Raw genomic sequence first — 24612 nt, 5'->3', positions numbered from 1 at the left:
GGACCGTGGAGCGTCGGCAGGAAGCCTCCTGACCGCCGCTCCACGGGCGCCGCCCGGGCACGCTCGGCCGGCGCCCTGTCGTCCGGGCACCCGGCCGAGCCGCTCGGCGGGGTCAGCCGAAGACGGCCAGGCTCTTCGCCTTGCCCTTGTGCTCCTCGACGAGCACCAGGAAGCGCCCCTCGGGGTCGAACACCGCCACGGGACCGGAGCCGGTGTACTCGTCCGGCATCTCCAGCCGTACGCCGTTCAGCAGCAGCCGGGCGCGCTTGGCGTCGATGTCCCAGCGCGGGAACGCGGCCGTGGCCGCCTCGGCGACCGGCATGACCGTCAGCTCCTGCTGGAGCTGGTCGAGCGTCCTGGCCGAGTCCAGCTTGTACGGGCCCACCCGGGTGCGGCGCAGGGCCGTGAGGTGACCGCCGACGCCGAGGTCGGCGCCCAGGTCGCGGGCGAGGGCGCGGATGTAGGTGCCGGAGGAGCAGACCACCGACACGACCAGGTCGAGCACGGGGGTGCCGTCCTCGGCGACCGCGTCGCGCACGTCGTACACCGCGAAGGACGAGACGGTGACCGGGCGGGCCGGGATCTCGAAGTCCTCGCCCTCGCGCGCCCGCTTGTAGGAGCGCACGCCGTCGATCTTGATGGCGCTGACCTTGGACGGCACCTGCATGATGTCGCCGGACAGCTTGGCGATCCCGGCGTCGACGGCCTCCCGGGTCACCCCGGAGGCGTCGGCGGACGCGGTGATCTCGCCCTCGGCGTCGTCGGTGACGGTCGTCTGGCCGAGCCGGATCGTGCCGAGGTACTCCTTCTCGGTGAGGGCGAGGTGCCCGAGGAGCTTGGTCGCGCGCTCCACACCGAGGACGAGGACGCCGGTCGCCATGGGGTCGAGCGTGCCGGCGTGGCCGACGCGCCGGGTGCGGGCGATGCCGCGCATCTTGGCGACGACGTCGTGCGAGGTGAAGCCCGACGGCTTGTCGACGATGACAAGGCCGTCGGGCGTGTTGTGCTGCTTGCTCATTCGGCGGCGTCGTCCGTCTCGTCGTCCTCTTCGCCCGGCTTCCTGTACGGGTCCGCTTCACCCGCGTACGCGGCGCCCGCGGACGCCTCGCGCACCTTGGCGTCGGACTGGCGCGCCTTGTCGAGGAGGTCCTCGATGGTGCGCGCGGTGTCCGGCAGGGCGTCCGCGACGAAGGTCAGGGTGGGCGTGAACTTCACCCCGGCCGCGCGTCCGACCTCGGAGCGCAGGATGCCCTTGGCGCTCTCCAGGCCCGCCGCGGCGGCGGCGCGCTCCTCGTCGTCCCCGTACACGGTGTAGAAGACGGTCGCCTCCCGCAGATCCCCGGTGACCCGGGTGTCCGTGATGGTGACGTGCGAGCCGAGCCGCGGGTCCTTGATCCCGCGCTGGAGCTTCTGGGCCACCACCTCTCGGATGAGGTCCGCCAGCCTCTTAGCCCGCGCGTTGTCGGCCACTGGTCCGTCTCCTTAAGTGTCTTGCTTCTTGCTTCAGTCTTCGTCGCTGTGGAGTCTGCGTCGAACCGAGAGCAGTTCCACCTCGGGCCGTGCGGCCACCAGCCGCTCGCAGCGGTCCAGCACGTCTCCGAGATGTCCCGCGTCCCCCGAGACGTACGCGAGCCCGATCTCGGCCCTGCGGTGGAGGTCCTGGTGGCCGGTCTCGGCCGCGCTCACCGCGTACTTCCGCTGGAGCTCGGCGACGATCGGACGGACCAGGGAGCGCTTCTCCTTGAGCGAGTGGACGTCGCCGAGGAGCAGATCGAAGGACAGAGTCCCCACATACATGTGTGTGTCCGGATGTCCCGCCGGTTCGGGGTACGGGCGCCTCAGCGCGGCGCCGATACGGGAACCGTACACGCAACGGCCGGGGCCGATCGACGGAAATATTCTCCGCCGACCGGCCCCGGTCGCGTGTCAGGTCACACGCGCGGCTTCTCGCGCATCTCGTACGTCGCGATGACGTCGTCGACCTTGATGTCGTTGAAGTTTCCGAGGTTGATACCGCCCTCGTAGCCTTCGCGGATCTCGGTGACGTCGTCCTTGAAGCGACGCAGGCCCTCGATGTTGAGGTTCTCCGCGACCACCTTGCCGTCGCGGATGAGGCGCGCCTTGGTGTTGCGCTTGACCTCGCCCGACCGGATGAGCACACCGGCGATGTTGCCCAGCTTGGACGACTTGAAGACCTCGCGGATCTCCGCCGTGCCGAGCTCGACCTCCTCGTACTCCGGCTTGAGCATGCCCTTGAGGGCCGCCTCGATCTCCTCGATCGCCTGGTAGATGACCGAGTAGTACCGGACGTCCACGCCCTCGCGCTCGGCCATCTGCGCCGCGCGGCCGGCCGCACGGACGTTGAAGCCGATCACGATGGCGTCGGAGCCCATCGCCAGGTCGATGTCCGACTCCGTGACCGCACCGACACCGCGGTGCAGGACGCGGATGTCGACCTCTTCGCCGACGTCCAGCTGGAGCAGGGAGGACTCGAGCGCCTCGACGGAACCAGACGCGTCACCCTTGATGATCAGGTTCAGCTGCTGGACCTCGCCGGCCTTGAGCACCTTGTCCAGGTCCTCCAGCGACACACGGCGCGTGCGCTTGGCGAACGCGGCGTTGCGCTCACGGGCGGCGCGCTTCTCGGCGATCTGACGGGCCGTACGGTCCTCGTCGACCACCAGGAAGTTGTCGCCCGCACCCGGGACGTTGGTCAGGCCGAGGACCTGGACCGGCGTCGAGGGGCCGGCCTCGGCGACGTTGTTGCCGTTGTCGTCGAGCATGGCGCGCACTCGGCCGTAGGCGTCGCCCACGACCATCGTGTCGCCGACCCGCAGCGTGCCTCGCTGGACGAGGACCGTCGCCACGGCACCACGGCCGCGGTCGAGACGGGACTCGATCGAGATGCCCTGCGCGTCCTGGTTCGGGTTGGCCCGCAGGTCGAGCGAGGCGTCGGCCGTGAGGACCACGGCCTCCAGCAGCGAGTCGATGTGCAGACCCTGCTTGGCGGAGATGTCGACGAACATGGTGTCGCCGCCGTACTCCTCGGCCACCAGGCCGTACTCGGTCAGCTGACCGCGCACCTTGGTCGGGTCGGCACCCTCGACGTCGATCTTGTTGACCGCGACGACGATCGGGACGTCGGCCGCCTTGGCGTGGTTGAGCGCCTCGACCGTCTGCGGCATGACGCCGTCGTTGGCCGCGACGACCAGGATCGCGATGTCGGTCGACTTCGCACCACGGGCACGCATGGCGGTGAACGCCTCGTGACCCGGGGTGTCGATGAAGGTGATCTTGCGCTCTTCGGCGTTGACCTCGGTGGAGACCTGGTAGGCACCGATGTGCTGGGTGATGCCGCCGGCCTCGCCCGCGATGACGTTCGTCTTGCGGATGGCGTCGAGCAGTCGGGTCTTACCGTGGTCGACGTGACCCATGACGGTCACGACCGGCGGACGCACGACCAGGTCTTCCTCGTCGCCCTCGTCCTCGCCGAACTCGATGTCGAAGGACTCGAGCAGCTCGCGGTCCTCCTCCTCCGGGCTGACGATCTGAACCGTGTAGTTCATCTCGTCCGCGAGGAGCTGGAGGGTCTCGTCGGAGACGGACTGGGTCGCGGTGACCATCTCGCCGAGGTTCATCATGACCGCGACGAGCGACGCCGGGTTGGCGTTGATCTTCTCCGCGAAGTCGGTGAGCGACGCACCGCGCGACAGGCGAATGCTCTCGCCGTTGCCGCGAGGCAGCATCACGCCGCCGACCGACGGGGCCTGCATGGCCTCGTACTCCTGGCGCCTCTGCCGCTTCGACTTGCGGCCACGACGCGCGGGACCACCGGGACGGCCGAAGGCGCCCTGCGTGCCACCACGGCCACCGGGACCACCGGGACGGCCGCCGAAGCCGGGACGGCCACCGCCGCCGGCACCGGCACCCGGGCCACCGGGACGACCGGCGAAACCGCCACCGCCGCCACCGGGACCGCCGGGACGGCCGGCGAAACCGCCGCCACCGCCACCGGGACGACCCGCGAAGCCGCCGCCACCGCCGGGACGACCGCCACCGCCACCGGGACGACCGCCACCGCCGGGACCGCGGCCGCCGGGGCCACCGCCACCGGGACGCGGGCCGGCAGCCGGACGCTGCGGCATCATGCCGGGGTTGGGACGCGGGCCGCCGGGGCCGCCGCCGGGACGGGGACCGCCCTGCGGACGCGGCATGGAGCCCGGAGTGGGACGCGGGCCGCCGGGAGCCTGGGGACGAGGACCGCCGCCCTGGGCGCCGGGCGCCTGCGGACGAGGACCGCCGCCACCGGGAGCACCCTGGCCGCCGGGACGCGGAGCGCCCTGCGGACGGGGCGCCTGCGGGCGCGCCATACCGGCGTTGCCACCGGAGGTGAAGGGGTTGTTGCCCGGACGCGGACCGGCCGGACGGGCACCGCCCGGACGGGGGGCCTGGCCACCGGCACGGGGACCACCCTGACCCGGACGACCCGCCTGGCCCTGACCGGGGCCGGACGGACGGGCGCCGGGCTTCGGCGCACCCGGACGACCCGCGGGACGCGGGGCCTGGGCGGCGGCCGGAGCCGGAGCGGCCGAAGCGGCCGGAGCAGCCGGGGCGGCCGGCGGAGCGGTGAACTCCGGGGCAGCCGGGGCCGGACGCGGCGCGGGCTTCGGGCCCGGCGTCGGACGCGGACCGGGAGCCGGCGCCTGCGCGGCGGGAGCCGCGGGAGCCGCCGGAGCCGCGGGCGGGGCCGCAGCGGGCTTGGGGGCCGCCGGCCTGGGAGCAGCCGGACGGGCCGCCTGCGCCGGAGAGGGCGCGGCGGGCTTGGGGGCGGCCTTCCTGGGCGCGGCGGACTTGCCGCCGCCCTGGAAGGCGTCAGTCAGTTTGCGTACAACGGGCGCCTCGATCGTCGAGGACGCCGATCGGACGAATTCACCGAGTTCCTGGAGCTTGGCCATGACGACCTTGCTCTCAACGCCGAACTCCTTGGCGAGTTCGTAGACCCGGACCTTAGCCACTTCGCTCCTTTGAGGTCCGGGTTGCGGCCGGACCGTCGCTAGTTCATGGGCGTACTCATCGCGTACTCATCGAGTGCTCATCGCAATCTCGACCTGCTTTCGACTCGCGAGGTACCAGGCCGCACGGGGTGTTCCGTACGGCACGTCTTACGGTGTTGCCTGCTCGGCAACGATCGTCTGCTCCACGTATCGGCGCAACGCCTTTGTGTCGAGCGCTGACGGGGCGCGCAGTGCCCGCGTGAACGCCCGGCGGCGGACCGCCTGGTCGAGACAGACGAGGGCGGGGTGCACATAAGCACCCCGGCCGGGCAGCGTACCGCGTGGATCAGGGACGCATTCGTCCTTGATCGCCACGATGCGCAGCAGACCGGTCTTGGCCGCTCGCTCCCGACATCCCACACAGGTGCGTTCAGGGCATGCGCGGGCGTGCGTCCGGCCAGACACAGTTAAGTCTACCTCCCCGTGCCGACCTCACCCTTTTGGGGCAAGAATCGAACGGCTGTTGTCGTGATCTCAGCGGCGTGCGGCCGGGAACTATTCCCCGGGCTGCTCGGTGTCGGGCCGGATGTCGATCCGCCAGCCGGTGAGGCGGGCGGCCAGGCGGGCGTTCTGCCCCTCCTTGCCGATCGCCAGCGACAGCTGGTAGTCCGGCACGGTCACCCGCGCGGAGCGGGCCGCCAGGTCCACGACCTCGACCTTGGAGACCCGGGCCGGGGACAGGGCGTTGGCCACCATCTCCGCGGGGTCGTCCGACCAGTCGACGATGTCGATCTTCTCGCCGTTCAGCTCGCCCATCACATTGCGCACCCGGCCGCCCATGGGGCCGATGCAGGCGCCCTTGGCGTTCAGGCCCGAACGGGTGGACCGTACGGCGATCTTGGTGCGGTGGCCGGCCTCGCGGGCGATGGCGGCGATCTCCACCGAGCCGTCCGCGATCTCCGGCACCTCCAGGGCGAAGAGCTTCTTCACCAGAGCGGGATGCGTACGCGAAAGGGTGACGGACGGACCGCGCACACCCTTCGCCACCCGGACGACGTAACTGCGCAGCCGCATGCCGTGCGGGTACGTCTCGCCCGGCACCTGCTCCTGCACCGGCAGGATGGCCTCCAGCTTGCCGATGTCGACCAGCACGTTCTTCGGGTCGCGGCCCTGCTGCACCACACCGGTGACGATGTCGCCCTCACGGCCCGCGTACTCGCCGAGCGTGGCGTCGTCCTCGGCGTCGCGCAGACGCTGAAGGATCACCTGCTTGGCGGTCGTCGCGGCGATCCGGCCGAAGCCGGACGGGGTGTCGTCGAACTCCCGGGGCTCCTGACCGGGCTCCAGGTCCTCGGGGTCCTCCTTCGCCCACACGGTCACATGTCCGGTCTCCCGGTTGAGCTCCACGCGCGCGTGTCGGCGGCTTCCCTCGGTGCGGTGGTAGGCGATGAGGAGGGCCGATTCGATCGCCTCGACCAGCAGGGAGAAGGAGATCTCCTTCTCCCTGACCAAGCCCCGCAGGGCGCTCATGTCGATGTCCACGGCTACGCCTCCTCCTCTTCCTTCATGTCCTTCTTGTCCTTGCGGTTGAACTCGACCTGCACGCGCGCCTTGGCGATCTCCGGGAAGCCGATCCGGCGGGCGGTGGCCTTGCGGCCCTTCACGCCGGGAACCTCGACGTCCAGACCGTCCTCGTCCACGGTGAGGATCCGGGCGATCACCTCGTCGCCCTCGGTGAGCTGGAACTTCACGAGCCGGTCGACGGCACGTACGTAGTGCCGGTGCTCGGTGAGCGCGCGCTCCGCGCCCGGGGTGCCGACCTCCAGGTCGTAGGCCGCGTCGCCCATCGCGTCGGTCTCGTCGAGCTTCGCCGAGAGCGCGCGGCTCACATCGGCGATCGCGTCCAGGTCGGCGCCCTCGTCGGAGTCGACGACCACACGGAGCACACGCTTGCGTCCGACCGAGTCCACGGCGATCTCTTCGAGATCAAGGCCCTGGGAGGTGACGAGCGGCTCCAGAAGTTCTCGCAGCCTCTCGCTCTGGGTGGTGCTCATCCGGGTGACTCCTCGGCCGCGTGTGCTGTTGTGGGATGGGGCGCGTGTCTGATCAAAGGGTATCGGGTCCCAGGGTGTGTTGCCGTCCACGTCCTGCCCCGGCGGTGGAGCGGAGCGCCGGGGCCGGGACCGACGGAGACCGCGGCCCGGCGGCGTCCGCCGGGTCCCCGGGGAGGCGTCCAGCGACCGCGGTCCCGCGGCGTCCGCAAGGTCCCCCAGGGGGCGTCGAGCCGGTGACACGGCTCACGTGGGTGCGCGGGTACCGTGATCACCGGCGGGCCGCCACCCGTCCATCCGTTCGTACGACTCCCGAGGACGTCTGCCGTGCAGTTTCCCCCGCCGCCGCGCATCCCCTCGGGGCCGCGCAGAAGAACCCTGCTCGCCTCGGCCGCGGGCGGCCTGCTGCTGACCGGATGCACCGACGGCCCCGAGGAGCGGGAGGAGGCCACCGCGGGCAGCCCGTCGCTCGCCGAGCGGGCACGCGCGCGTGCCGCCGTCGACAGCGCGGGAATCGTGGCTCGCTACGACGCCGCCCTCGCGGCCCACCCCGCGCTGGCGGACCGGATCGGACCGCTGCGGGAGACCGCCGTGCGGCACGTGACGGCCTTCGGCGGTGTACGGCGCTCCCCGCAGGCCTCCGCGACCGCCTCGGCGGCATCCTCCACGACGGGCCCGGCGGCGCCCACGCCCTCCGCGTCCGCTCCCCCGCCCGGCACCGAGAGGGACGCGCTCGCCGAACTGGCCGCCGCCGAGCGGGCGCTCGCCGACCGGCGGGCGCAGGAACTGCTGGCGATGCCCGGCGAACTCGCCCGGCTGCTGGCCTCCGTGGCCGCCGCCGGGGCCGCGCACGCGTATCTGCTGACCCGGACCCCGACGGAGGGCCCCGCATGAGCGAGTCGACGAAGCAGGCCGGACTCACCGCGCTCCAGGCGGCACTGGCCGCCGAGCACGCGGCGGTCTACGGCTACGGCGTGGTCGGCGCCCGGATCCGCGAGGGCCGCCGCACCGAGGCCCGCGCCGCCTACGACGCCCATCGCGCCCGGCGCGACACGCTGGTCCGCGAGGTGCGCGACCAGGGCGGCAAGCCGGTTCCCGCTGCGCCCGGATACGCCCTGCCGTTCGCGGTGACCGACTCGGAGTCGGCGGTACGGCTCGCCGCCGAGCTGGAGGACCGCGTCGCCGGGGTCTACTCCGACCTGGTGCGGGCCACCACCGGCGAGGGCCGGGCCGCCGCCGCGCAGGCGCTGCGGGAGGCGGCGGTCCGCGCGGTGCGCTGGCGCGGCGGGAGCGTAGCCTTCCCTGGGCTCGCCGAGCGGGCGGCGACGGCCTCGGCGCCGCCCACGGCCTGAGGTTTCACGGGGACACGGGCACGACGGGAACACACGCGGACACGGGGACGCGGGGACACGGGAAGGACAACTCGCGCATGGCTTTCGAACCGCCGCGGCGTCTGGTCAGGGCGCTCGGTGAGAGCGCGCCGGACGGTGACGACTGGCTGGAGAAGCTGCCCGAGGCACTCCAGCAGGCCGTCGCGCTACGCGAGTTGACCGTGGAACGGGTGCAGATGCCGGGCGGCCGCAGCAGCCTCGTCGTCCTCGTGCGCCGGGCCGACGGTACGCCCGCCGTGCTCAAGCTGGCCCCGCAGCGGGCCCGGCCCCTGAGCGAGCGGGCCGCGCTGGCGCAATGGGCCGGGCTGGGTGCCGTACAGCTGCTCGAGGACCGGGCGGCGGAGGGTGAGCTGCTGCTGGAGCGGCTGCATCCGGACGTCTCGGTGCGGTCGTTGCCGGAGGCGAAGGCGCTGCTGGAGGCCGCGGGGACCTTGCGCAGGCTGTGGGTGGAGCCGCCGGAGGGGCATCCCTTCGAGACGGTCGCCGAGCGCACGGGTCGGCAGGCGCGGGCCATGCGGGCGAGTGCGGACGCCGATGCGGAGCTGGTGTCCCTCGTCGACGCGGCGCTGGCGGTGCGTGAGGAACTGGTCACCTCGGCGCCCGAACACCGGTTGCTGCACGGGACGTTCCGGCAGTCCAAGGTGCTTGCCGCGGACCGGTCGCCTTGGCTGGCCGTGGGGCCCGACCCGGTGGTCGGCGAGTGCGCGTTCGACCTCGCACGGCTGGTGCGTGACCGGGTGGAGGACCTGATCGCGTCCCCGTCCGGGGCGGCGACCACGCGGCGGCGGGTGAAGCGGCTCGCCGAGTCGCTGGACGTCGACCAGGAGCGGTTGCGGGGGTGGACGCTGTTCCGGGCCGTGGAGTCGGGGGTGCGGGCGCGGCGGGTCGGGCGGGTGGGGGATGCGGATCTTCTGTTGGAGTTCGCGGGGTGGCTGTAGGCCTCCGGCCGGGTTCGTTGTGCGGGTGCGGGGTTGTGGGGGTTTCTCGCCCCCGTTCCCCGCGGTGAGCTCTGCCGAGGGCTGCGCCGGGTTCGGGGTTGGGCAAGGTTCGTTGGCGGGTGCGGGGCCGTGGGGGTTCTCGCGCAGTTCCCCGCGGTGAGCTTTGCCGAGGGCTGCACCGGTTCGGGGTTGGGCAACGTTCGTCGGCGGGTGCGGGGCCGTGGGGGTTCTCGCGCCGTTCCCCGCGCCCCTTAAGGCGGTGGGGCTGCGGGGCGTCGGGGTGGTGAGCCCTGCCGGGTCGCGCGGGTTCGTCTTTCGGGTGCGGGGCCGTGGGGGTTTTCGCGCCGTTCCCCGCGCCTCTTGAGGCGGTGGGCCTCGGGGAGGTCAGGACGCCGGGGCCCTGGTGGGGAGGGCGCCGCGCCCTCTGCCGTTCTCGGGTGGCGGAGGGCGCGGCGGGGCCGGCCGGCGTGCCTCCCGAGCTTGCCGGCCGGAGTCTCGTCCGTCCCCCGGACCGGGCTGTCAGGGGCCGACGCGACGCCGCGTGGGAACGCCGAGCAGGGTTCCCTCGATCGCCAGCAGATGTGTGTGCCGGCGGATATGGGCGTCTCGGTCCGGGCCGGGCTCCTCGGGGTGCTCGTCGGTACAGGGCCCGACAGGGTGTTCCATGGCGGGCTCCGCGAAGGGTACGTGCTCGAACAGCGCGAGGTCATCGGGCCGAACGGCCCATGACAGCTGCTGCCCGCCGGCCATCAGCCGCAGCCGGAGGCTGCCGTGGTGCCCGGCCCTGACGGCCGGGGTGATGACGGCGCTCGCGGGGTGGAGGGCCGCCAGCCAGGCCAGCAGGTGCGCCCGCTCACGGCTGAGGCGGCCGGACTCCTGCGCGTAGGAGTCCGCGTGCAGCTGCCAGCGCGTCACCTCCTGCCGGCAGACGGCGAGGTCGTCCTCCAGGCGTGACGGGGGGTCCGTCTCACGCCCGGCCGCGGCGGGGCGCCGCAGGAGATGACGGAGTCGGAGAAGGGGGCGGAGACTCGGTCGGGCGCGCCGCGCGGAACGCTGCAGGGGGCGCGGCCGGCCGGGTCCGGGGCCGTCGGGCGGGAAGCCCTGGGTGGATGCGGACATGCGCTGCTCCGGGTGCGGTGGACGATGCGGTGGCCGGACTGCCCTGAACGGGCGGCGCGGGTCCGCCGGGCTGGGCTCGGGTGGAGCCGGTGCGGCGGTAGAACCCGGCGCCGCGGGCGTTGGCGGCGCGGCAGGCGTCGTCGACCGGCTCCTGCAGGCGCAGATGCCGCTGGTAGGCCGCCCGGGTGCCGCAGGGGGCGGGCTCCCGGCGCGGGCGGCCCACCGGACCGGAGGCGGACTCGGTGTCCGGCGCCGGGCCCTGCCGGGACCCGGCCCGTTCCAGGGCGTAGCGCTGGGGTCCGGTGAGACCGGCGACGATGCCGCCGCGGTGGCCCTCGGCCATCCCCTTCTCCCGCTTGAGCACCGTCTCCCGGCACGGCAGGAGGACAGGGCAGTTCTGGCAGACGGCGACGGCCAGGTCGCGGGTGCGGTCGGAGAACCAGAGCTCCGCGTCCTGGAACCGGCACGAGGCGTCCAGCTCCCAGCCCCACCCCCGGCCGTCGGCGGCGGACGGACTCACCGGCGCGCTCCCCGGGCCTGACCAGCCGCGCGGACCGGCGTCAACGGCCCCACATAGGCGGCCACATTGGCGAGGGAGCACCGTTCCGGACGGCCGTCCAGCGACATCAACGGCATGCCTTCGGCGGTCTGCGCCCCCTGGAAGTACCAGATGTCACCGTGCGCGTCGCGATACGGCTGCACGAGGTCGTAGGTGATCCCGCCGAGCCGGAACAGCCGTTTCGTCCGAGCCTCTCCCCCGGGCACGGCACCGTCGGGCAAAGGCGCCGTCCCGTCGGACACCGGCCCGACGGCTTCGAGCACGGGCGTGGCCGTCTCGGACGCGCCGGTGATCCGGCCCAGCACCGACACCCGAACACCGTGGCGCCGGCCCTCGCCGGTGAGGAGGTGCGGGCGGGACAGTTCGCTGACGACGGTGATCCCGAAGTACGCGCGCCACCTGGCCCACTCGGCCAGGTCCGGGACGCGGAGCAGCACCCGCACGGTGTCGCCGTCGGCGTCGACGGCCAGCAGCCCGGGGTGCCGCCCGGCCTCGCGCTCGACGGACTGCGCCACACGCCGGGCACGCCGGCAGTCGATGTCCCAGGCGATGGCCTGGCGCTCGAGGTCGGTGGGCACGGCGTTGTCCGGCCGGCCGTCGGCCGTGGGGAGAGAGGTGCGCGACCAGCCGCCGTCGGACGTCCGGTGCAGCACGGCGGCGGTGAAGCGGTCCGGGCCGGCCGGCCCATGGGCGGAGCCGAGGGGCCGGGCGGAGGTCGCGGCCGGGTCGTGCGGGACGGGAGCCAGGGCCGCGGGAACCGTGCCGACGGCCGCCGAGAGGTCCTCGCTCACAACGACACCGCCCCGACCGTCCACCGCAGCTGGCGCATCGCGCGGTGGGTGAGGGCGCGTACGGCGCCGACGGTGCGGCCCATCTCGTGAGCCGTCTCCTCGGGCGACAGCTCGTCGAGGAAACGCAGTTGGAGGCAGTGGCGCTGCGGCGGACTCAGCGTCAGCAGGGCGCGCTGGACGGCCTCGCAGGCTTCCACGGCCTCCAGGGCGCGCAGCGGCGGGGACTCGTTTTCGCGGACCGGGCGCACAGGGTCCCGGGGCTCGGCGACCAGGGTCTCGCGCCGGGTGCTGCTGCGGCCGATCTCGTCCAGGTAGAGGTTGCGGGCGATGGTGATCAGCCAGGCGGCGAACGCGCTGCCCTGCCAGGCGAAGCCGCCGATGCCGCGCAGGGCACGGACGAACACCTCCTGGGCCAGGTCCTCGGCCAGGTGACCGTCGCGGGTGCGGAACACCAGATAGCGGTACACGACGCGGTAGTGCTCGCGGTAGAGAAGGGCGAAGGCCTCACGGTCGCCCTGGCGGGCCCGTGCGACTAACGCGGGCTCCGGACCGATCGGCGCGGTCCGGATGTCGGTCTGGGGGGACGAGGTCTGTGCGGACAGGGTCGATGCGGACAAGGTCGGTGCTCCTCGGACGTCATGGGTGCGGTGCGGATGGGGATCCTCGCGATGTCTTCGGCGTCTTCGCCGTCTTCGGTATACGTGTAGATGTAGATTCGATGGGTAAAAAGAGAGTGATCCGCGGTGTCGGGACGGGATCACACTCATCGCGCCGCTCGGGCGCCGGCCGGTTCCTCGGCGGCGAGAAGGTCCGCCGGCCCCCGACCTCCGGAGTTATCTACAGTCTTCACGTAGATGCAGATAGTGTCAAGCCGCTCACGGACCGCAAGGAGCGGGCCCGACCGACGCCGCAAGAGGTGCCATAACGGGCGCCGGAAGGGGCGCTACGAGAGGCGCCACAGGGCCTCGCACAAGGCTTCATCACCGGCCCGCCCGGCAGTCGCACCAGGGCGGCGCACAGGGAGGCGCAGCGGCACATACCCGCCACTCGAACACTCCGGGGCGCACACCCGGGTCATGTCATCAATCTGCAATCTACTTGCGCATGTAGATATCCATGCCGGATGCTCTGACGTGTGACCAGCGAGCCGACACCCCCCACAGAGCCGCAGGCCGGCGACGACCCACCGCACCAGGGCGAGGACCTGGCCGATCTGCTCACCAGACTGCTCTCCGGGGCCCAGGGCAGGACCCAGAAGGACCTGGCGGCCCAGGCGGGCATCTCGTATCCAACCCTGAACGCGTGGATGAACCGCACCCGCGGCACCTCACGCATCGACCCCGAGCGCCTGCGCGCCATGGTCGAGGTCTTCCGGCAGTGGGGCGTGCGGACCACCCCCCGCGAGTTCTTCGAAGCCGTCGGCCGGCCCGTCCCCGGCCCCAACCGGGACGAGCGCGAGGCGAGACTGCTCAAGCTCTACCGGCAATTGCCAGAAGCGCGTCAGCGGGCGCTGCTCAAGGACGCCGAGGCGATGCTCCAGGTCAGCCGGATCGGCTGACACCCCGGCAGTACCGCGGAGCCGACGGTTCCAGGCATATGCGTCTATGGGCGGCCTCGAACGGATCTGCCGAAAACACCCATCTGTACACACAGGCCCCGGTACCATCAGTCACCCGCTGACCTCCCGGAGCGGATCACTGCAGCGCGTTGTGCATCCTGGGGAGACAGTTGTGTGCATCCACGTCCGCGTAGCGACCGATCTGCCAACCATGGTCGTCTGGGACCCGGACGAGGTCAGTGTCCTCGTCGCAGGCGGCTCCCACCTTCTCGACGTGATCCGGGAGCTGCGCGCCCTGCTCACGATCGATCTGGGCGCGCCTGAGGGAACCGGCAACGTTCTCCTGTGTTATTGCGGCATGCGGGTGAAGCTGCCCGCCGAACTCCTCGCCCGCGCCGTCGCCGCGCAGGCCTGCTGACGGCGAGGGCGGGCCACAACGGAAGAGACCGCCGCGGGGCGCAGGCACCGCGGCGGTCTCGTCCGGACCTTCGGATCAGGCGGTCAGGCGGGCGATCGCCTCTTCGACGGTCAGCTCCTCGCGCTCACCCGTCCTGCGGTCCTTGAGCTCGACGACACCCTCGCCCGCGCGGCGGCCCGCGACCAGGATCTTCGGTACGCCGATCAGCTCGGAGTCCGTGAACTTCACACCCGGCGACACGCCGGCCCGGTCGTCCACCAGCACGCGCAGACCCGCCGCGGAGAGCTTCTCCGAGACGTCGAGGGCCAGTTCGGTCTGGAGGGCCTTGCCGGCGGCGACGACATGGACGTCGGCCGGGGCGACCTCGGCGGACCAGCACAGGCCCTTGTCGTCGGCGGTCTGCTCGGCGAGGGCCGCGACCGCGCGGGAGACGCCGATGCCGTAGGAGCCCATGGTGACCCGGACCGGCTTGCCGTTCTGGCCGAGGACGTCGAGCTTGAGGGCATCGGCGTACTTGCGGCCGAGCTGGAAGATGTGGCCGATCTCGATGGCGCGGTCCAGCTTCAGGCCGGTGCCGCACTTCGGGCAGGGGTCGCCCTCCTGCACGACCACGACGTCGACGTACTCGTCGACCTCGAAGTCACGGCCCGCGACGACGTTCTTCGCGTGCGTCCCCTCCTTGTTCGCGCCGGTGATCCACGAGGTGCCGGGGGCCACGCGCGGGTCGGCGAGGTACTTCACCTTGTCCAGGCCCTGCGGGCCGACGTAGCCACGGACCAGGTCGCCGCGCTCGGCGAAGTCGGCCTCGGTGACCATCTCGACGGACGCCGGGGCGAAGTGCTCCTCGACCTTGCCCAGGTCGACCTCGCGGTCACCGGGCACGCCCACGGCGACGATCTCCCCGTCGACCTTCACCAGGAGGTTCTTCAGCGTGGCGGAGGCCGGGACGCCGAGATGGGCGGCGAGGGTCTCGATGGTCGGGGTGTCGGGGGTGGGGATCTCCTCGGCGGCCGCGACGGCGGAGCCGTCGACCGGCTGGAGCTCGTAGGAGATCGCCTCGGTGTTGGCGGCGAAGTCGCAGTTCGGGCAGTCGGCGAAGGTGTCCTCGCCGGCCTCGGCCGGGGCCAGGAACTCCTCGGACTTCGAACCGCCCATGGCACCGGCGGTGGCTGCGACGATGCGGTAGTCGAGGCCGAGACGCTCGAAGACGCGCTTGTAGGCCTCGCGGTGCCGGGCGTAGGACTGGGCGAGGCCCTCGTCCTCCAGATCGAAGGAGTACGAGTCCTTCATCAGGAACTCACGGCCGCGCAGGATGCCGGCCCGGGGGCGGGCCTCGTCGCGGAACTTCGTCTGGATCTGGTACAGGATGACCGGCAGGTCCTTGTAGGACGAGCACTGGTCCTTGACCAGCAGGGTGAAGATCTCCTCGTGGGTCGGGCCGAGGAGGTAGTCGCCGCCCTTGCGGTCCTTCAGGCGGAACAGTTCCTGGCCGTACTCGTCCCAGCGGCCGGTCGCCTCGTACGGCTCGCGCGGCAGGAGCGCGGGGAGGGAGACCTCCTGGGCGCCGATGGCGTCCATCTCCTCGCGGACGATGCGCTCGACGTTGGCGAGGACCTTCTTGCCGAGGGGCAGCCAGCTCCAGATACCGGCGGCGGTGCGGCGGACGTAGCCGGCACGCACGAGAAGCTTGTGGCTGAGGACCTCGGCGTCCGCCGGGTCGTCGCGCAGCGTCTTCGCCATCAACTGGGACATGCGCTGGACCGGTGCGTTGGCCATGGTTCTCGTACTCCTGCCATTAAGGGTGATGGCAAGGAGGTTAGCCGGGCGGCGGGGGGCGGCGGAAATCGGTTAGGGGCTGCCGTTTGGATCAGGTCGGCCATAAGGGGCAGCACCGTGCGGCCGACTCCGAGCGGGGTGCGCACCACACCCACCGACGCCGACATGATCCGAACGGCAGCCCCTATCGACGGCGGAGGGGCAGGGGGGCGCCCATTACGGCGTAGGGGCGGGGGGCGCTCGGGAAGACCACTCGGCGGGCGAGGTCGACGTAGCCGAGGGAGTGGTAGAGGCCGCGGGCGGGGCTGTCGGTGTCGATCGCGGAGAGGATGCTGCGCGGTTCGTCGGCGCTGTCGGTGATCCGGGTGATCAGGGTCCGGCCGATGCCGCGGTTCTGGTACGACGGGTGGACATGGAGCTCGGTGATCACGAAGGAGCCGTCGAGCCAGGTCTCGTTGTCCTGGGCGCGCAGATAGGGCTCCACGACCGTGGACCACCAGTGCGTCCGGTCGTTCGGCATGCCGTAGACGAAGCCGGCGAGGTGCGGTCCGACAGTCGCGCCGAGGGCCCGGGCGCCCGGGTAGGTCATGTGCCGCAGGATGATCTGGCGGCGTACGGCGACCTCGTCCCGGTCCAGGCCGAAGGCGAGGGCCTGGACCGCCAGGGCCTCGTCGACGTGCGCCGCGAGGTCCAAGGGGCTGAAGACGAGGTCCATGACCGGAGCCTACAGGGGTGATTCTCTAGAAAAGCACGCTCATGAACGCGCCCACTTCCTCGAAGCCCACCCTCTTGTACGTCCTTCTCGCCGCCGTGTTGAAGTCGTTGACGTACAGGCTGACGACGGGGGCGACGTCCGCGAGGGCGTACTGGAGGACCGCCGCCATGCCGGGGGCCGCGATGCCCTTGCCGCGGTACTCGGGGGCGACCCAGACGCCCTGGATCTGACAGGCGTGTTCCGTGGCGGCGCCGATCTCCGCCTTGAACACGACCTTGCCCTCGTCGTCGACGCGGGCGAAGGAACGGCCGGTGCCGACGAGTTCCGCGACGCGGGCCTGGTAGAGCAGGCCGCCGTCGCCGGCCAGCGGGGAGACGCCGACCTCCTCGGTGAACATGGCCACGCAGGCCGGCATGATCGTCTCCATCTCGTCCTTGCGGACGCGCCGGACGCCGGGGTCCGGGGCGATGTCGTCGGGCATGCGGTCGGTGACCATGAGCGGCTGCCTGGACCGTACGTCGCGGGCCGGGCCCCAGTGGGGTTCGAGCAGGCGCCACAGTTCGGCGGTGGACTCGGCGGGGCCGACGATCGAGGAGCAGCGGCGGCCGGCCCGGCGGGCGCGGTCGGCGAAGGCGCGGATCGCACGGGGGGTGGCGCAGATGGGGACGAGGTTGGCGCCCGCGTAGCAGAGGGACGTGAGCATGCCGTCCTCGTACCAGCCCCACATCTCGCCGCCGAGGCGCCAGGGGTCCAGGCCGGCGACTCGGACGCGGGATGTGACGAAGGCGTTGGCCACGGGGTCCGTGTCCAGCACGGTGAGTGCGGCGGCCAGGTCACTCGGTTCGAGGACCCGGGAGGTGGTCTGGGTCAACACGTGCGGGGCCTCACGCTGGGGTTGCTGCCGATCCTCCGCACTATAGCTGCGCGGGCTGGGCGGTGGGGTGTCCGGTTTGGGGGGTTGTTGTGGGTTGGCGGCGTTCCGTGCGGCGGGGTGGTTGCGCCGTTCCCCGCGGCCCCTTGGGTGGTTGGGGGGGCGGGGTCGGGTGGGCGGGTTCCTGTCCGTCGTGGGTTTGCGCAGTTCCCCGCGCCCCTTGAGGCGGTGCGGGTAGTGGGCCGCTTCCCGTCCGTCGTGGGATTTGCGCCGTTCCCCGCGCCCCTTGCGAGGTGGTGGGGGTTGTGGGCAGCTTCCCGTTCGTGGTGGGGTTTGCGGCGTTCCCCGCGCCCCTTGGGAGGTGGTGGGTCAGTCGGTTACTGAGATGGTGGGTTCGCCGGACGGGGTGCCTTCGGCTTCCATCTGCTCGGCGAGCTTCATCGCTTCCTCGATGAGGGTCTCCACGATCTTGGACTCGGGGACGGTCTTGATGACCTCGCCCTTGACGAAGATCTGGCCCTTGCCGTTGCCGGAGGCGACGCCGAGGTCGGCCTCGCGGGCCTCGCCGGGTCCGTTGACGACGCAGCCCATGACGGCGACGCGGAGCGGGACCTCCATGCCGGTGAGGCCGGCGGTGACCTCTTCGGCCAGCTTGTAGACGTCGACCTGGGCACGGCCGCAGGACGGGCAGGAGACGATCTCCAGGCCGCGCTGCTTGAGGTTGAGGGACTCCAGGATCTGGAGGCCGACCTTGACCTCCTCGGCCGGCGGCGCGCTCAGCGAGACCCGGATGGTGTCGCCGATGCCCTGGGAGAGCAGGGCGCCGAAGGCGACGGCCGACTTGATGGTGCCCTGGAAGGCGGGGCCCGCCTCGGTCACACCGAGGTGCAGCGGGTAGTCGCACTGGGCGGCGAGCTGCTTGTACGCCTCGATCATGATCACCGGGTCGTTGTGCTTGACCGAGATCTTGATGTCGCGGAAGTCGTGCTCCTCGAAGAGGGAGGCCTCCCACAGCGCCGACTCGACGAGCGCCTCCGGCGTGGCCTTGCCGTACTTCTGGAGCAGGCGCCGGTCGAGCGAGCCCGCGTTCACGCCGATGCGGATCGGCGTGCCGTGCTCCTTCGCCGCCTTGGCGATCTCCTCGACCTGGTCGTCGAACTGCTTGATGTTGCCGGGGTTCACGCGGACCGCGGCACAGCCGGCCTCGATGGCCGCGAAGACGTACTTCGGCTGGAAGTGGATGTCGGCGATGACCGGGATCTGCGACTTGCGGGCGATCGTCGCGAGGGCGTCGGCGTCGTCCTGGGTGGGACAGGCGACCCGGACGATCTGGCAGCCGGACGCGGTCAGCTCGGCGATCTGCTGGAGCGTGGCGCCGATGTCGGACGTGCGGGTCGTCGTCATCGACTGGACCGACACGGGGGCGTCCCCGCCGACCGCCACGGAGCCGACCTGGATCTGCCGACTCTTCCGGCGCTCGGCGAGCTTGGTCGGAACGGACGGCATGCCGAGAGAAATCGCAGTCATCTGCTGTGCAACCCCAAGTCGTGGATCAAGGTCCGGACCCGTATCTGCGGCGGGCTCCAGGCTTCGAGATTACGGCACGCCGCGCGGCCGGATCACGCCCCCGCCTCGAATGCGCCCGACAGAGGGACCCGCGTCACGGCCGGACCACCCGATGGAAGGCGGCCGGACACCCAGGGTGCCCGGCCGCCGTGAACCGCGGGTGTCCTGCCTCTGTCCTACGAGATACGCACCGGGTTCACCAGGTCCGCGACCAGGACGAGCAGCGTGAAGCAGACGAAGACTCCGGCGACCACATAGGCGACCGGCATCAGCTTGGCCACGTCGAAGGGGCCGGGGTCGGGGCGACGCAGGACCTTGGCGGTGGTGCGGCGCAGGGACTCCCAGAGGGCGCCGGCGATATGGCCGCCGTCCAGGGGGAGCAGCGGGAGCATGTTGAACAGGAACAGCGAGAGGTTGAAACCGGCCAGCAGGAAGACGAACATCGCGAGCTGCTGGGAGGCCGGGATGTCGAGGGTGGCGATCTCGCCGCCGACCCGGGCCGCGCCGACGATGCCCATCGGGGAGTCCTGCTCACGCGGTCCGTCGCCGAAGGCGGCGTCCCACAGGGCGGGGATCTTGGACGGCAGGGCGACCAGGGAGTCCACCGCGTCGCCGACGCGGTCGCCCATCCAGGTCACGGAGTCTCCGAGGCCCAGCGTGACGACCCCCTCGGCGGCGCTGAAGCCGAGGAAGCCGGCCTTGATGTACTCGCCCTGGACGTAGGCCCCGGAGGAGTCCTTCTTGGCGACCAGGTTGGTGGCGATCTCGGCGTGCAGGGTGACCTCGCGGCCGCCGCGGTCGACGACGATCTCCACGTTCTTGCCGGCGCTCTCGCGGATGCGGTCGGAGAGCGTGTTCCACTCGTCGATCCGGGCGCCGTCGAAGGCGACGATCTTGTCGCCGGCCTTCATGCCCGCGGCCGAGGCCGGGGATGCGGGGTCGGCCTTCTGGCACTCGTCGCGCTTCTCGCTCTGCGCGATGACGCAGGGGGAGACCGAGCTGACGGTGGTGGTCTGCTGGGTGATGCCGAAGCCCATCAGCACGGTGAGGAACAGTCCGAAGGCCAGGATGAGGTTCATGAAGGGGCCCGCGAACATCACGATGACCCGCTTCCACGGCTTGCGCGTGTAGAAGAGGCGGGTCTCGTCACCCGGCTTGAGCTCCTCGAAGGCGGCCGAGCGGGCGTCCTCGATCATGCCGCGCCACGGGGAGGTGGAGCGGGCCTCCAGCCTGCCGTCGGGGCCGGGCGGGAACATGCCGATCATGCGGATGTAGCCGCCGAACGGGATCGCCTTGATGCCGTACTCGGTCTCGCCCTTGTTCCTCGACCAGATGGTGGGGCCGAAGCCGACCATGTACTGCGGCACCCGGATGCCGAACATCTTGGCCGTGGACAGGTGGCCCAGCTCGTGCCACGCGATCGAGAAGAGCAGGCCCACCGCGAAGACCACTATGCCGAGGATGAACATCAGGGTCGTCATGCACGGGCCTCCGCCGTCTGTGCCGTCAGTTCCCGGGCGCGTGCGCGGGCCCAGGTCTCCGCTTCGAGGACGTCCGACACGGTCAGTGAGGTTCCCGTCGCCGGGGTGCCGTGCTCCTCGACGACCCGGGTTACGGTCTCCATGATCCCGTTGAAGGGCAGCGCGCCGGCCCGGAAGGCCTCCACGCACTCCTCGTTGGCGGCATTGAACACCGCCGGGGCGGTGCCCGCGAGCTCGCCCACGTGCCGGGCGAGGTTCACGGAGGGGAAGGCCTCGTTGTCGAGCGGGAAGAACTCCCACGTCGAGGCCGTGCTCCAGTCGAACGCGGGCGCGGCGTCGGGCACGCGCTCGGGCCAGCCGATGCCGACGGCGATGGGACCACGCATGTCGGGGGGCGTGGCCTGCGCCAGGGTCGATCCGTCCGTGAACTCCACCATCGAGTGAACATACGACTGGGGATGGACGACGACCTCAATGCGGTCGAAGGGAATGTCGTAGAGCAGGTGCGCCTCGATGACCTCCAGGCCCTTGTTGACGAGGGTCGCGGAGTTGATCGTGATCACCGGTCCCATGGCCCAGGTCGGGTGGGCGAGGGCGTCCTCGACGGTGACGTGCGCGAGCTGCTGCTTCGTACGGCCGCGGAAGGGGCCGCCGGAGGCGGTGACGACGAGCTTGCGGACGTCGGCACGGGTGCCCGCGGCGAGGGCCTGGAAGAGGGCGGCGTGTTCGGAGTCGACCGGGATGATCTGGCCGGGCTTGGCGCGCTCCTTGACCAGGGGGCCGCCGACGATGAGCGATTCCTTGTTGGCGAGCGCGAGGGTGCGGCCCGCCTCCAGGGCGGCGAGGGTCGGGGCGAGGCCGATGGAGCCGGTGATGCCGTTGAGCACCGTGTGGCAGTCGGACGCGGCGGCCTCGGTGGCCGCGTCGGGACCGGCCAGGACCTCGGGGAGCGGCTCGCCCGTGCCGTACTCGGCGGCCAGGGCCTCGCGCAGCTCCGGCAGGACGTCCTCGCGGGCCACCGCGACGGTCCGCACGCGCAGGCGGCGTGCCTGCTCGGCAAGCAGGGCGACCCGGCCGCCGTTGGCGGACAGGGCGGTCACCCGGAAGCGGTCGGGGTTGCGCAGGACCAGGTCGATGGCCTGCGTGCCGATCGAGCCGGTGGACCCGAGGACGACGATGTCCTTGGGGCCGTCTCCCGCGACGGGGTCGAAGACGAGGTGCGGGTCGGCCAGGGGGGCTGGGCTGTCGCTCATGCCCCCCATTCTTGCCGTACTCGGACGCCGGATGTGCTCACGGGGTGGTGCGGCGGAACTTCTCCCACTGTGCGTCGACGACGTCCTGCGGTACGCCGCCGAAGTCCTCGGTGCCGACCAGCTCCGCGCGGAAGGAGAGGGTGGTGGTGCCGGAGCGGATCACGGTGAGGTACTCGTACAGCTTCAGGCTGTCGTCCTTGACGTCCTGCATGGTGATGCGGAAGGCGAGTGCCTCGTCGCCCAGGGCGGGTGCCTCGAGCGTCTCGACCCGGAGGACCTTCGCCTCGGCGAGAGCGCGATCCTCGGTGAAGCCGTCGGCGCACTTCTCGCCGGCCTCGCCGAAGGCCTTCATCACGGCGGTGGCGTCCTCGGCGGTGTAGGAGCGCAGCCGCAGGTCGATGTCGACGCCCGGCTCTGCGTTCGGGTCCGACACGTCCCGGGCGATCTCTGCGGTGGCGTCGTGCGGTGTGGCTCCCTCGGCGAGGCTGACCAGCGGCTGGCAGACCTCGGGGCGGGCGGTGTAGATGTCGCTGAGGGGGCCGTCCTCGCCGTAGGGCTCCTCCGAGGTGTACGCACCGATGTCGCCCTCGGCGAGGGCCGCGGCCAGGAGCTGGGTCTCGGTGAGCGGCGCAGGGCCCTCGTCGCCCGCGGCGGACTCGTCGCCGCCGCAGGCCGCCGTCGCGAGGAGCACGGCTGTCGTGAGTGCGGCCGCCGTCGCCCGGCCGAACCTCGTTGTCTTCATTCCCGCCCCGTGTTCGTCTTCCGTTGATCGGATGTCGGCCGATTCTGTCCGACATCCGGAACGGGTCCGAGCGCGGGGCGGGGCTCTCAGCGGATCCGGCGGTGGACGTTCTCGCCGGTCGAGGGGCCGGGCGAGGCGTCGGCGATCCACGGGCCGTCGCCGGACGGGTCGACGATGCCCGCCTCCAGCCACACGTGGCTGCCGTCGAGGACGGCTCTGACGATCTCGCGGTCGTTGTCGTCGGTGTTGGCCCACAGGCGGTGGAAGAGCGCGTCGACGCGGATGCGGGCCTGGCGGCAGAAGGCGTCGGCGAGCTGGTAGGCCTCGCGGCCGTTCTCGTCCCGGGCGCGCAGGAGTTCGGCGCGGACGCAGGCGGCGCTCATGGCGAAGAGTTCGGCGCCGATGTCGACGATCCGGCCGAGGAAGCCCTGCTTGGTCTCCATGCGGCCCTGCCAGCGGGACATGCCGTAGAAGGTGGAGCGGGCGAGTCTGCGGGCGTGGCGTTCGACGTAGCGCAGATGGCCGGAGAGGTCGGTCTCGTGGCGGAAGTCGCCGTAGGAGGCGGGGAGCTGGCCGGGGCCCGCGACGAGTTTCGGGAGCCACTTGGCGTAGAAGACGCCGGCGTGCGCGCCCGCCTTCGCCTTGTCGGACAGGGACTTCTCCGGGTCGATGAGGTCACCGGCGACACTGAGGTGGGCGTCGACGGCCTCACGGGCGATGAGCAGGTGCATGATCTCGGTGGAGCCCTCGAAGATGCGGTTGATGCGCAGGTCGCGCAGCATCTGCTCGGCGGGGACGGCGCGCTCGCCGCGGGCGCGCAACGACTCGGCGGTCTCGAAGCCGCGGCCGCCGCGGATCTGGACGAGTTCGTCGGCCATGAGGCAGGCCATCTCGGAACCGTAGAGCTTGGCGAGGGCGGCTTCGATGCGGATGTCGTTGCGGTCCTCGTCGGCCATCTGCGAGGACAGGTCCAGGACGGCTTCCAGGGCGAAGGTGGTGGCCGCGATGAAACTGATCTTGGAGCCGACGGCCTCGTGCAGGGCAACGGGACGGCCCCACTGCTCGCGGACCCCGGACCATTCGCGGGCGATCTTCAGGGACCACTTCCCGGCACCCACGCACATGGCGGGCAGGGACAGCCGCCCGGTGTTGAGGGTGGTCAGGGCGATCTTGAGGCCCGAGCCCTCGGGGCCGATGCGGTTGTCGGCGGGTACGCGGACCCGGTGGAAGCGGGTGACGCCGTTCTCAATGCCGCGCAGGCCCATGAAGGCGTTGCGGTTCTCGACGGTGATGCCCTCGGAGGCGGCCTCCACGACGAACGCGGTGATGCCGCCCTTGTGCCCCTCGGACTTCGGCACCCGGGCCATGACGACGAGGAGGTCGGCGATGACGCCGTTGGTGGTCCACAGCTTGACGCCGTCGAGGACGTAGGCGTCGTCGCCGTCGGGCACGGCGGTGGTGGCCAGGCGTGCGGGGTCGGAGCCGACGTCGGGTTCGGTGAGCAGGAAGGCGGAGATGTCGGTGCGGGCGCAGCGCGGCAGGAAGGCGTCCTTCTGCTCCTGGGTGCCGAACATCTTCAGCGGTTGGGGCACGCCGATGGACTGGTGGGCGCTGAGCAGGGCGCCGACGGCGGGACTGACCGAGCCTACGAGGGCGAGGGCCTTGTTGTAGTAGACCTGGGTGAGGCCGAGGCCGCCGTACTTCGGGTCGATCTTCATGCCGAGCGCGCCGAGTTCCTTGAGCCCGTTGATCACCGCGTCGGGGATGCGGGCGTCGCGCTCGATGACCGCCGGGTCCATCTCCGTCTCGCAGAAGTCGCGCAGTTTGGCGAGGAACTCCTCGCCGCGCTGGACGTCGTCGGCGGCGGGCAGGGGGTGGGGGTGGATGAGGTCGAGGCGGAGGCGCCCGAGGAACAGTTCCTTGGCGAAGCTCGGCTTGCGCCAGTTCTGCTCCCGCGCGGCCTCCGCGACCTGGCGGGCCTCACGTTCGGTGACGGTGGTGCGTGGCGGTGTTGTTGCGGACATGAGGCTCACCTCGCCGCGAAGAGGGATCTTGGGGACCGTGCGTTACCGATCGGTGCTACCGGATCGTATGTACCTGAATCCGGACGTCCCCACCAGTCCTCGCGCGGACGTCCGGCCGATGTCGGCGCGATATGCGGTGACGTCGGGGCGGGCCGTACCCCTGCGGGACCCCGGGCATCGGCCTCTTGGCGGCGACGCGTTCGCCCCAGCAGGGCGGCTTGCGCCGCACGAGTGTCCGGGTGAAGCCGACCGGGTGCGGCGGCCGTCCGGCGCGGGGCCCTCGTCCGGTCGTGGAGGGTCCGGTCGCGGGGGGCGCTGTCGACGCGGTGCTTCCGGCGGGCGCGGCCCGCAGTGTTGCGTGGGGG

24 protein-coding genes are annotated in these 24612 nt (G+C 71.7%); 5 read left to right on the top strand and 19 right to left on the bottom strand.

Annotated features, from left to right (window positions below):
- Positions 1-112: 112 nt before the first annotated feature.
- The 7 genes from truB to rimP all read right to left on the bottom strand — a co-directional run bounded on the left by truB (position 113) and on the right by rimP (position 7048).
- A complete protein-coding gene (gene truB / locus ACZ6SQ_RS21620) occupies positions 113-1018 on the bottom strand; it encodes a tRNA pseudouridine(55) synthase TruB (protein WP_469564446.1) in 906 nt (301 codons plus the stop codon).
- On the bottom strand, positions 1015-1470 hold the full coding sequence (gene rbfA, locus ACZ6SQ_RS21615) for a 30S ribosome-binding factor RbfA (RefSeq protein ID WP_386377956.1): 456 nt from the start codon (positions 1468-1470) through the stop codon (positions 1015-1017). Before rbfA ends, truB begins: the two co-directional genes overlap by 4 nt.
- A gap of 33 nt (positions 1471-1503) precedes the next feature.
- On the bottom strand, positions 1504-1797 hold the full coding sequence (locus tag ACZ6SQ_RS21610; protein ID WP_386377957.1) for a DUF503 domain-containing protein: 294 nt from the start codon (positions 1795-1797) through the stop codon (positions 1504-1506).
- A 134-nt stretch (positions 1798-1931) separates the two neighbouring features.
- Positions 1932-5015, bottom strand: a complete 3084-nt coding sequence (gene infB, locus ACZ6SQ_RS21605; protein ID WP_469564441.1) for a translation initiation factor IF-2 — start codon at positions 5013-5015, stop codon at positions 1932-1934.
- A gap of 147 nt (positions 5016-5162) precedes the next feature.
- Positions 5163-5459: a YlxR family protein gene (locus ACZ6SQ_RS21600; protein ID WP_386377959.1), complete on the bottom strand. Its 297-nt coding sequence runs from the start codon at positions 5457-5459 to the stop codon at positions 5163-5165.
- 90 nt (positions 5460-5549) lie between these two features.
- Positions 5550-6536 carry a transcription termination factor NusA gene (nusA, locus tag ACZ6SQ_RS21595; protein ID WP_386377960.1) on the bottom strand — a complete coding sequence of 329 codons (987 nt, stop codon included), beginning with the start codon at positions 6534-6536 and terminating at the stop codon, positions 5550-5552.
- A 2-nt stretch (positions 6537-6538) separates the two neighbouring features.
- Positions 6539-7048 carry a ribosome maturation factor RimP gene (rimP, locus tag ACZ6SQ_RS21590; RefSeq protein WP_469564439.1) on the bottom strand — a complete coding sequence of 170 codons (510 nt, stop codon included), beginning with the start codon at positions 7046-7048 and terminating at the stop codon, positions 6539-6541.
- A 324-nt stretch (positions 7049-7372) separates the two neighbouring features.
- Here rimP and ACZ6SQ_RS21585 point away from each other — a divergent pair, with 324 nt between their 5' ends.
- The 3 genes from ACZ6SQ_RS21585 to ACZ6SQ_RS21575 all read left to right on the top strand — a co-directional run bounded on the left by ACZ6SQ_RS21585 (position 7373) and on the right by ACZ6SQ_RS21575 (position 9374).
- Positions 7373-7939 carry a hypothetical protein gene (locus tag ACZ6SQ_RS21585; protein WP_469564437.1) on the top strand — a complete coding sequence of 189 codons (567 nt, stop codon included), beginning with the start codon at positions 7373-7375 and terminating at the stop codon, positions 7937-7939.
- Positions 7936-8397 (top strand): ferritin-like domain-containing protein, encoded by a 462-nt coding sequence (locus ACZ6SQ_RS21580; RefSeq protein WP_469564434.1) that lies wholly within the window; start codon positions 7936-7938, stop codon positions 8395-8397. Before ACZ6SQ_RS21585 ends, ACZ6SQ_RS21580 begins: the two co-directional genes overlap by 4 nt.
- 77 nt (positions 8398-8474) lie before the next feature.
- The gene (locus ACZ6SQ_RS21575; RefSeq protein WP_469564431.1) at positions 8475-9374 is read left to right on the top strand and encodes an aminoglycoside phosphotransferase family protein; all 900 of its coding nucleotides are present in this window, start codon (positions 8475-8477) and stop codon (positions 9372-9374) included.
- Between the two features lie 519 nt (positions 9375-9893).
- On the opposite strand, the gene ACZ6SQ_RS21570 is transcribed toward ACZ6SQ_RS21575, so the two are convergent.
- Genes ACZ6SQ_RS21570 through ACZ6SQ_RS21555 form a run of 4 tightly spaced genes read right to left on the bottom strand, consistent with a single transcriptional unit; the run spans position 9894 to position 12460 of the window.
- Positions 9894-10289, bottom strand: coding sequence for a hypothetical protein (locus tag ACZ6SQ_RS21570; RefSeq protein ID WP_469564430.1), 396 nt, complete (start codon positions 10287-10289; stop codon positions 9894-9896).
- 52 nt (positions 10290-10341) lie between these two features.
- Positions 10342-11013 (bottom strand): WhiB family transcriptional regulator, encoded by a 672-nt coding sequence (locus ACZ6SQ_RS21565; protein WP_469564427.1) that lies wholly within the window; start codon positions 11011-11013, stop codon positions 10342-10344.
- Positions 11010-11843: a BN159_2729 family protein gene (locus ACZ6SQ_RS21560; RefSeq protein ID WP_469564425.1), complete on the bottom strand. Its 834-nt coding sequence runs from the start codon at positions 11841-11843 to the stop codon at positions 11010-11012. The genes ACZ6SQ_RS21565 and ACZ6SQ_RS21560 overlap by 4 nt, the downstream gene beginning before the upstream one ends.
- Positions 11840-12460, bottom strand: a complete 621-nt coding sequence (locus ACZ6SQ_RS21555; RefSeq protein ID WP_469564422.1) for an RNA polymerase sigma factor — start codon at positions 12458-12460, stop codon at positions 11840-11842. Before ACZ6SQ_RS21555 ends, ACZ6SQ_RS21560 begins: the two co-directional genes overlap by 4 nt.
- 518 nt (positions 12461-12978) lie before the next feature.
- Between ACZ6SQ_RS21555 and ACZ6SQ_RS21550 the strand changes: the two genes are divergently transcribed.
- Both ACZ6SQ_RS21550 and ACZ6SQ_RS21545 read left to right on the top strand, forming a co-directional pair.
- Entirely contained in the window at positions 12979-13401 is a 423-nt protein-coding gene (locus tag ACZ6SQ_RS21550; protein WP_389338032.1) for a helix-turn-helix domain-containing protein, read from the top strand.
- Positions 13402-13573: 172 nt separating this feature from the next.
- Positions 13574-13819: a hypothetical protein gene (locus tag ACZ6SQ_RS21545; RefSeq protein WP_386377970.1), complete on the top strand. Its 246-nt coding sequence runs from the start codon at positions 13574-13576 to the stop codon at positions 13817-13819.
- Positions 13820-13894: 75 nt separating this feature from the next.
- On the opposite strand, the gene ACZ6SQ_RS21540 is transcribed toward ACZ6SQ_RS21545, so the two are convergent.
- The 8 genes from ACZ6SQ_RS21540 to ACZ6SQ_RS21505 form a co-directional block, all read right to left on the bottom strand.
- Complete coding sequence (locus tag ACZ6SQ_RS21540; protein WP_469564419.1) at positions 13895-15595, bottom strand: proline--tRNA ligase; 1701 nt, start codon at positions 15593-15595, stop codon at positions 13895-13897.
- 184 nt (positions 15596-15779) lie between these two features.
- A complete protein-coding gene (locus ACZ6SQ_RS21535) occupies positions 15780-16310 on the bottom strand; it encodes a GNAT family N-acetyltransferase (protein WP_469564417.1) in 531 nt (176 codons plus the stop codon).
- Positions 16311-16335: 25 nt separating this feature from the next.
- A complete protein-coding gene (locus ACZ6SQ_RS21530; protein WP_469564414.1) occupies positions 16336-17184 on the bottom strand; it encodes a GNAT family N-acetyltransferase in 849 nt (282 codons plus the stop codon).
- Positions 17185-17550: 366 nt separating this feature from the next.
- Positions 17551-18708, bottom strand: a complete 1158-nt coding sequence (ispG, locus tag ACZ6SQ_RS21525) for a flavodoxin-dependent (E)-4-hydroxy-3-methylbut-2-enyl-diphosphate synthase (protein WP_469564411.1) — start codon at positions 18706-18708, stop codon at positions 17551-17553.
- A 215-nt stretch (positions 18709-18923) separates the two neighbouring features.
- Positions 18924-20216, bottom strand: coding sequence for a M50 family metallopeptidase (locus tag ACZ6SQ_RS21520; RefSeq protein ID WP_469564484.1), 1293 nt, complete (start codon positions 20214-20216; stop codon positions 18924-18926).
- A gap of 8 nt (positions 20217-20224) precedes the next feature.
- Positions 20225-21481 carry a 1-deoxy-D-xylulose-5-phosphate reductoisomerase gene (gene dxr / locus ACZ6SQ_RS21515; protein ID WP_469564408.1) on the bottom strand — a complete coding sequence of 419 codons (1257 nt, stop codon included), beginning with the start codon at positions 21479-21481 and terminating at the stop codon, positions 20225-20227.
- A 37-nt stretch (positions 21482-21518) separates the two neighbouring features.
- Positions 21519-22223 (bottom strand): hypothetical protein, encoded by a 705-nt coding sequence (locus ACZ6SQ_RS21510; protein ID WP_469564405.1) that lies wholly within the window; start codon positions 22221-22223, stop codon positions 21519-21521.
- A gap of 86 nt (positions 22224-22309) precedes the next feature.
- Positions 22310-24247 carry an acyl-CoA dehydrogenase family protein gene (locus tag ACZ6SQ_RS21505; protein WP_469564402.1) on the bottom strand — a complete coding sequence of 646 codons (1938 nt, stop codon included), beginning with the start codon at positions 24245-24247 and terminating at the stop codon, positions 22310-22312.
- Positions 24248-24612 lie beyond the last annotated feature (365 nt).

Source organism: Streptomyces sp. NPDC048600 (genome assembly GCF_055587025.1).
The sequence above is the reverse complement of the archived record's forward strand: the minus strand, read 5'-3'. Positions and strand labels throughout refer to the sequence as shown.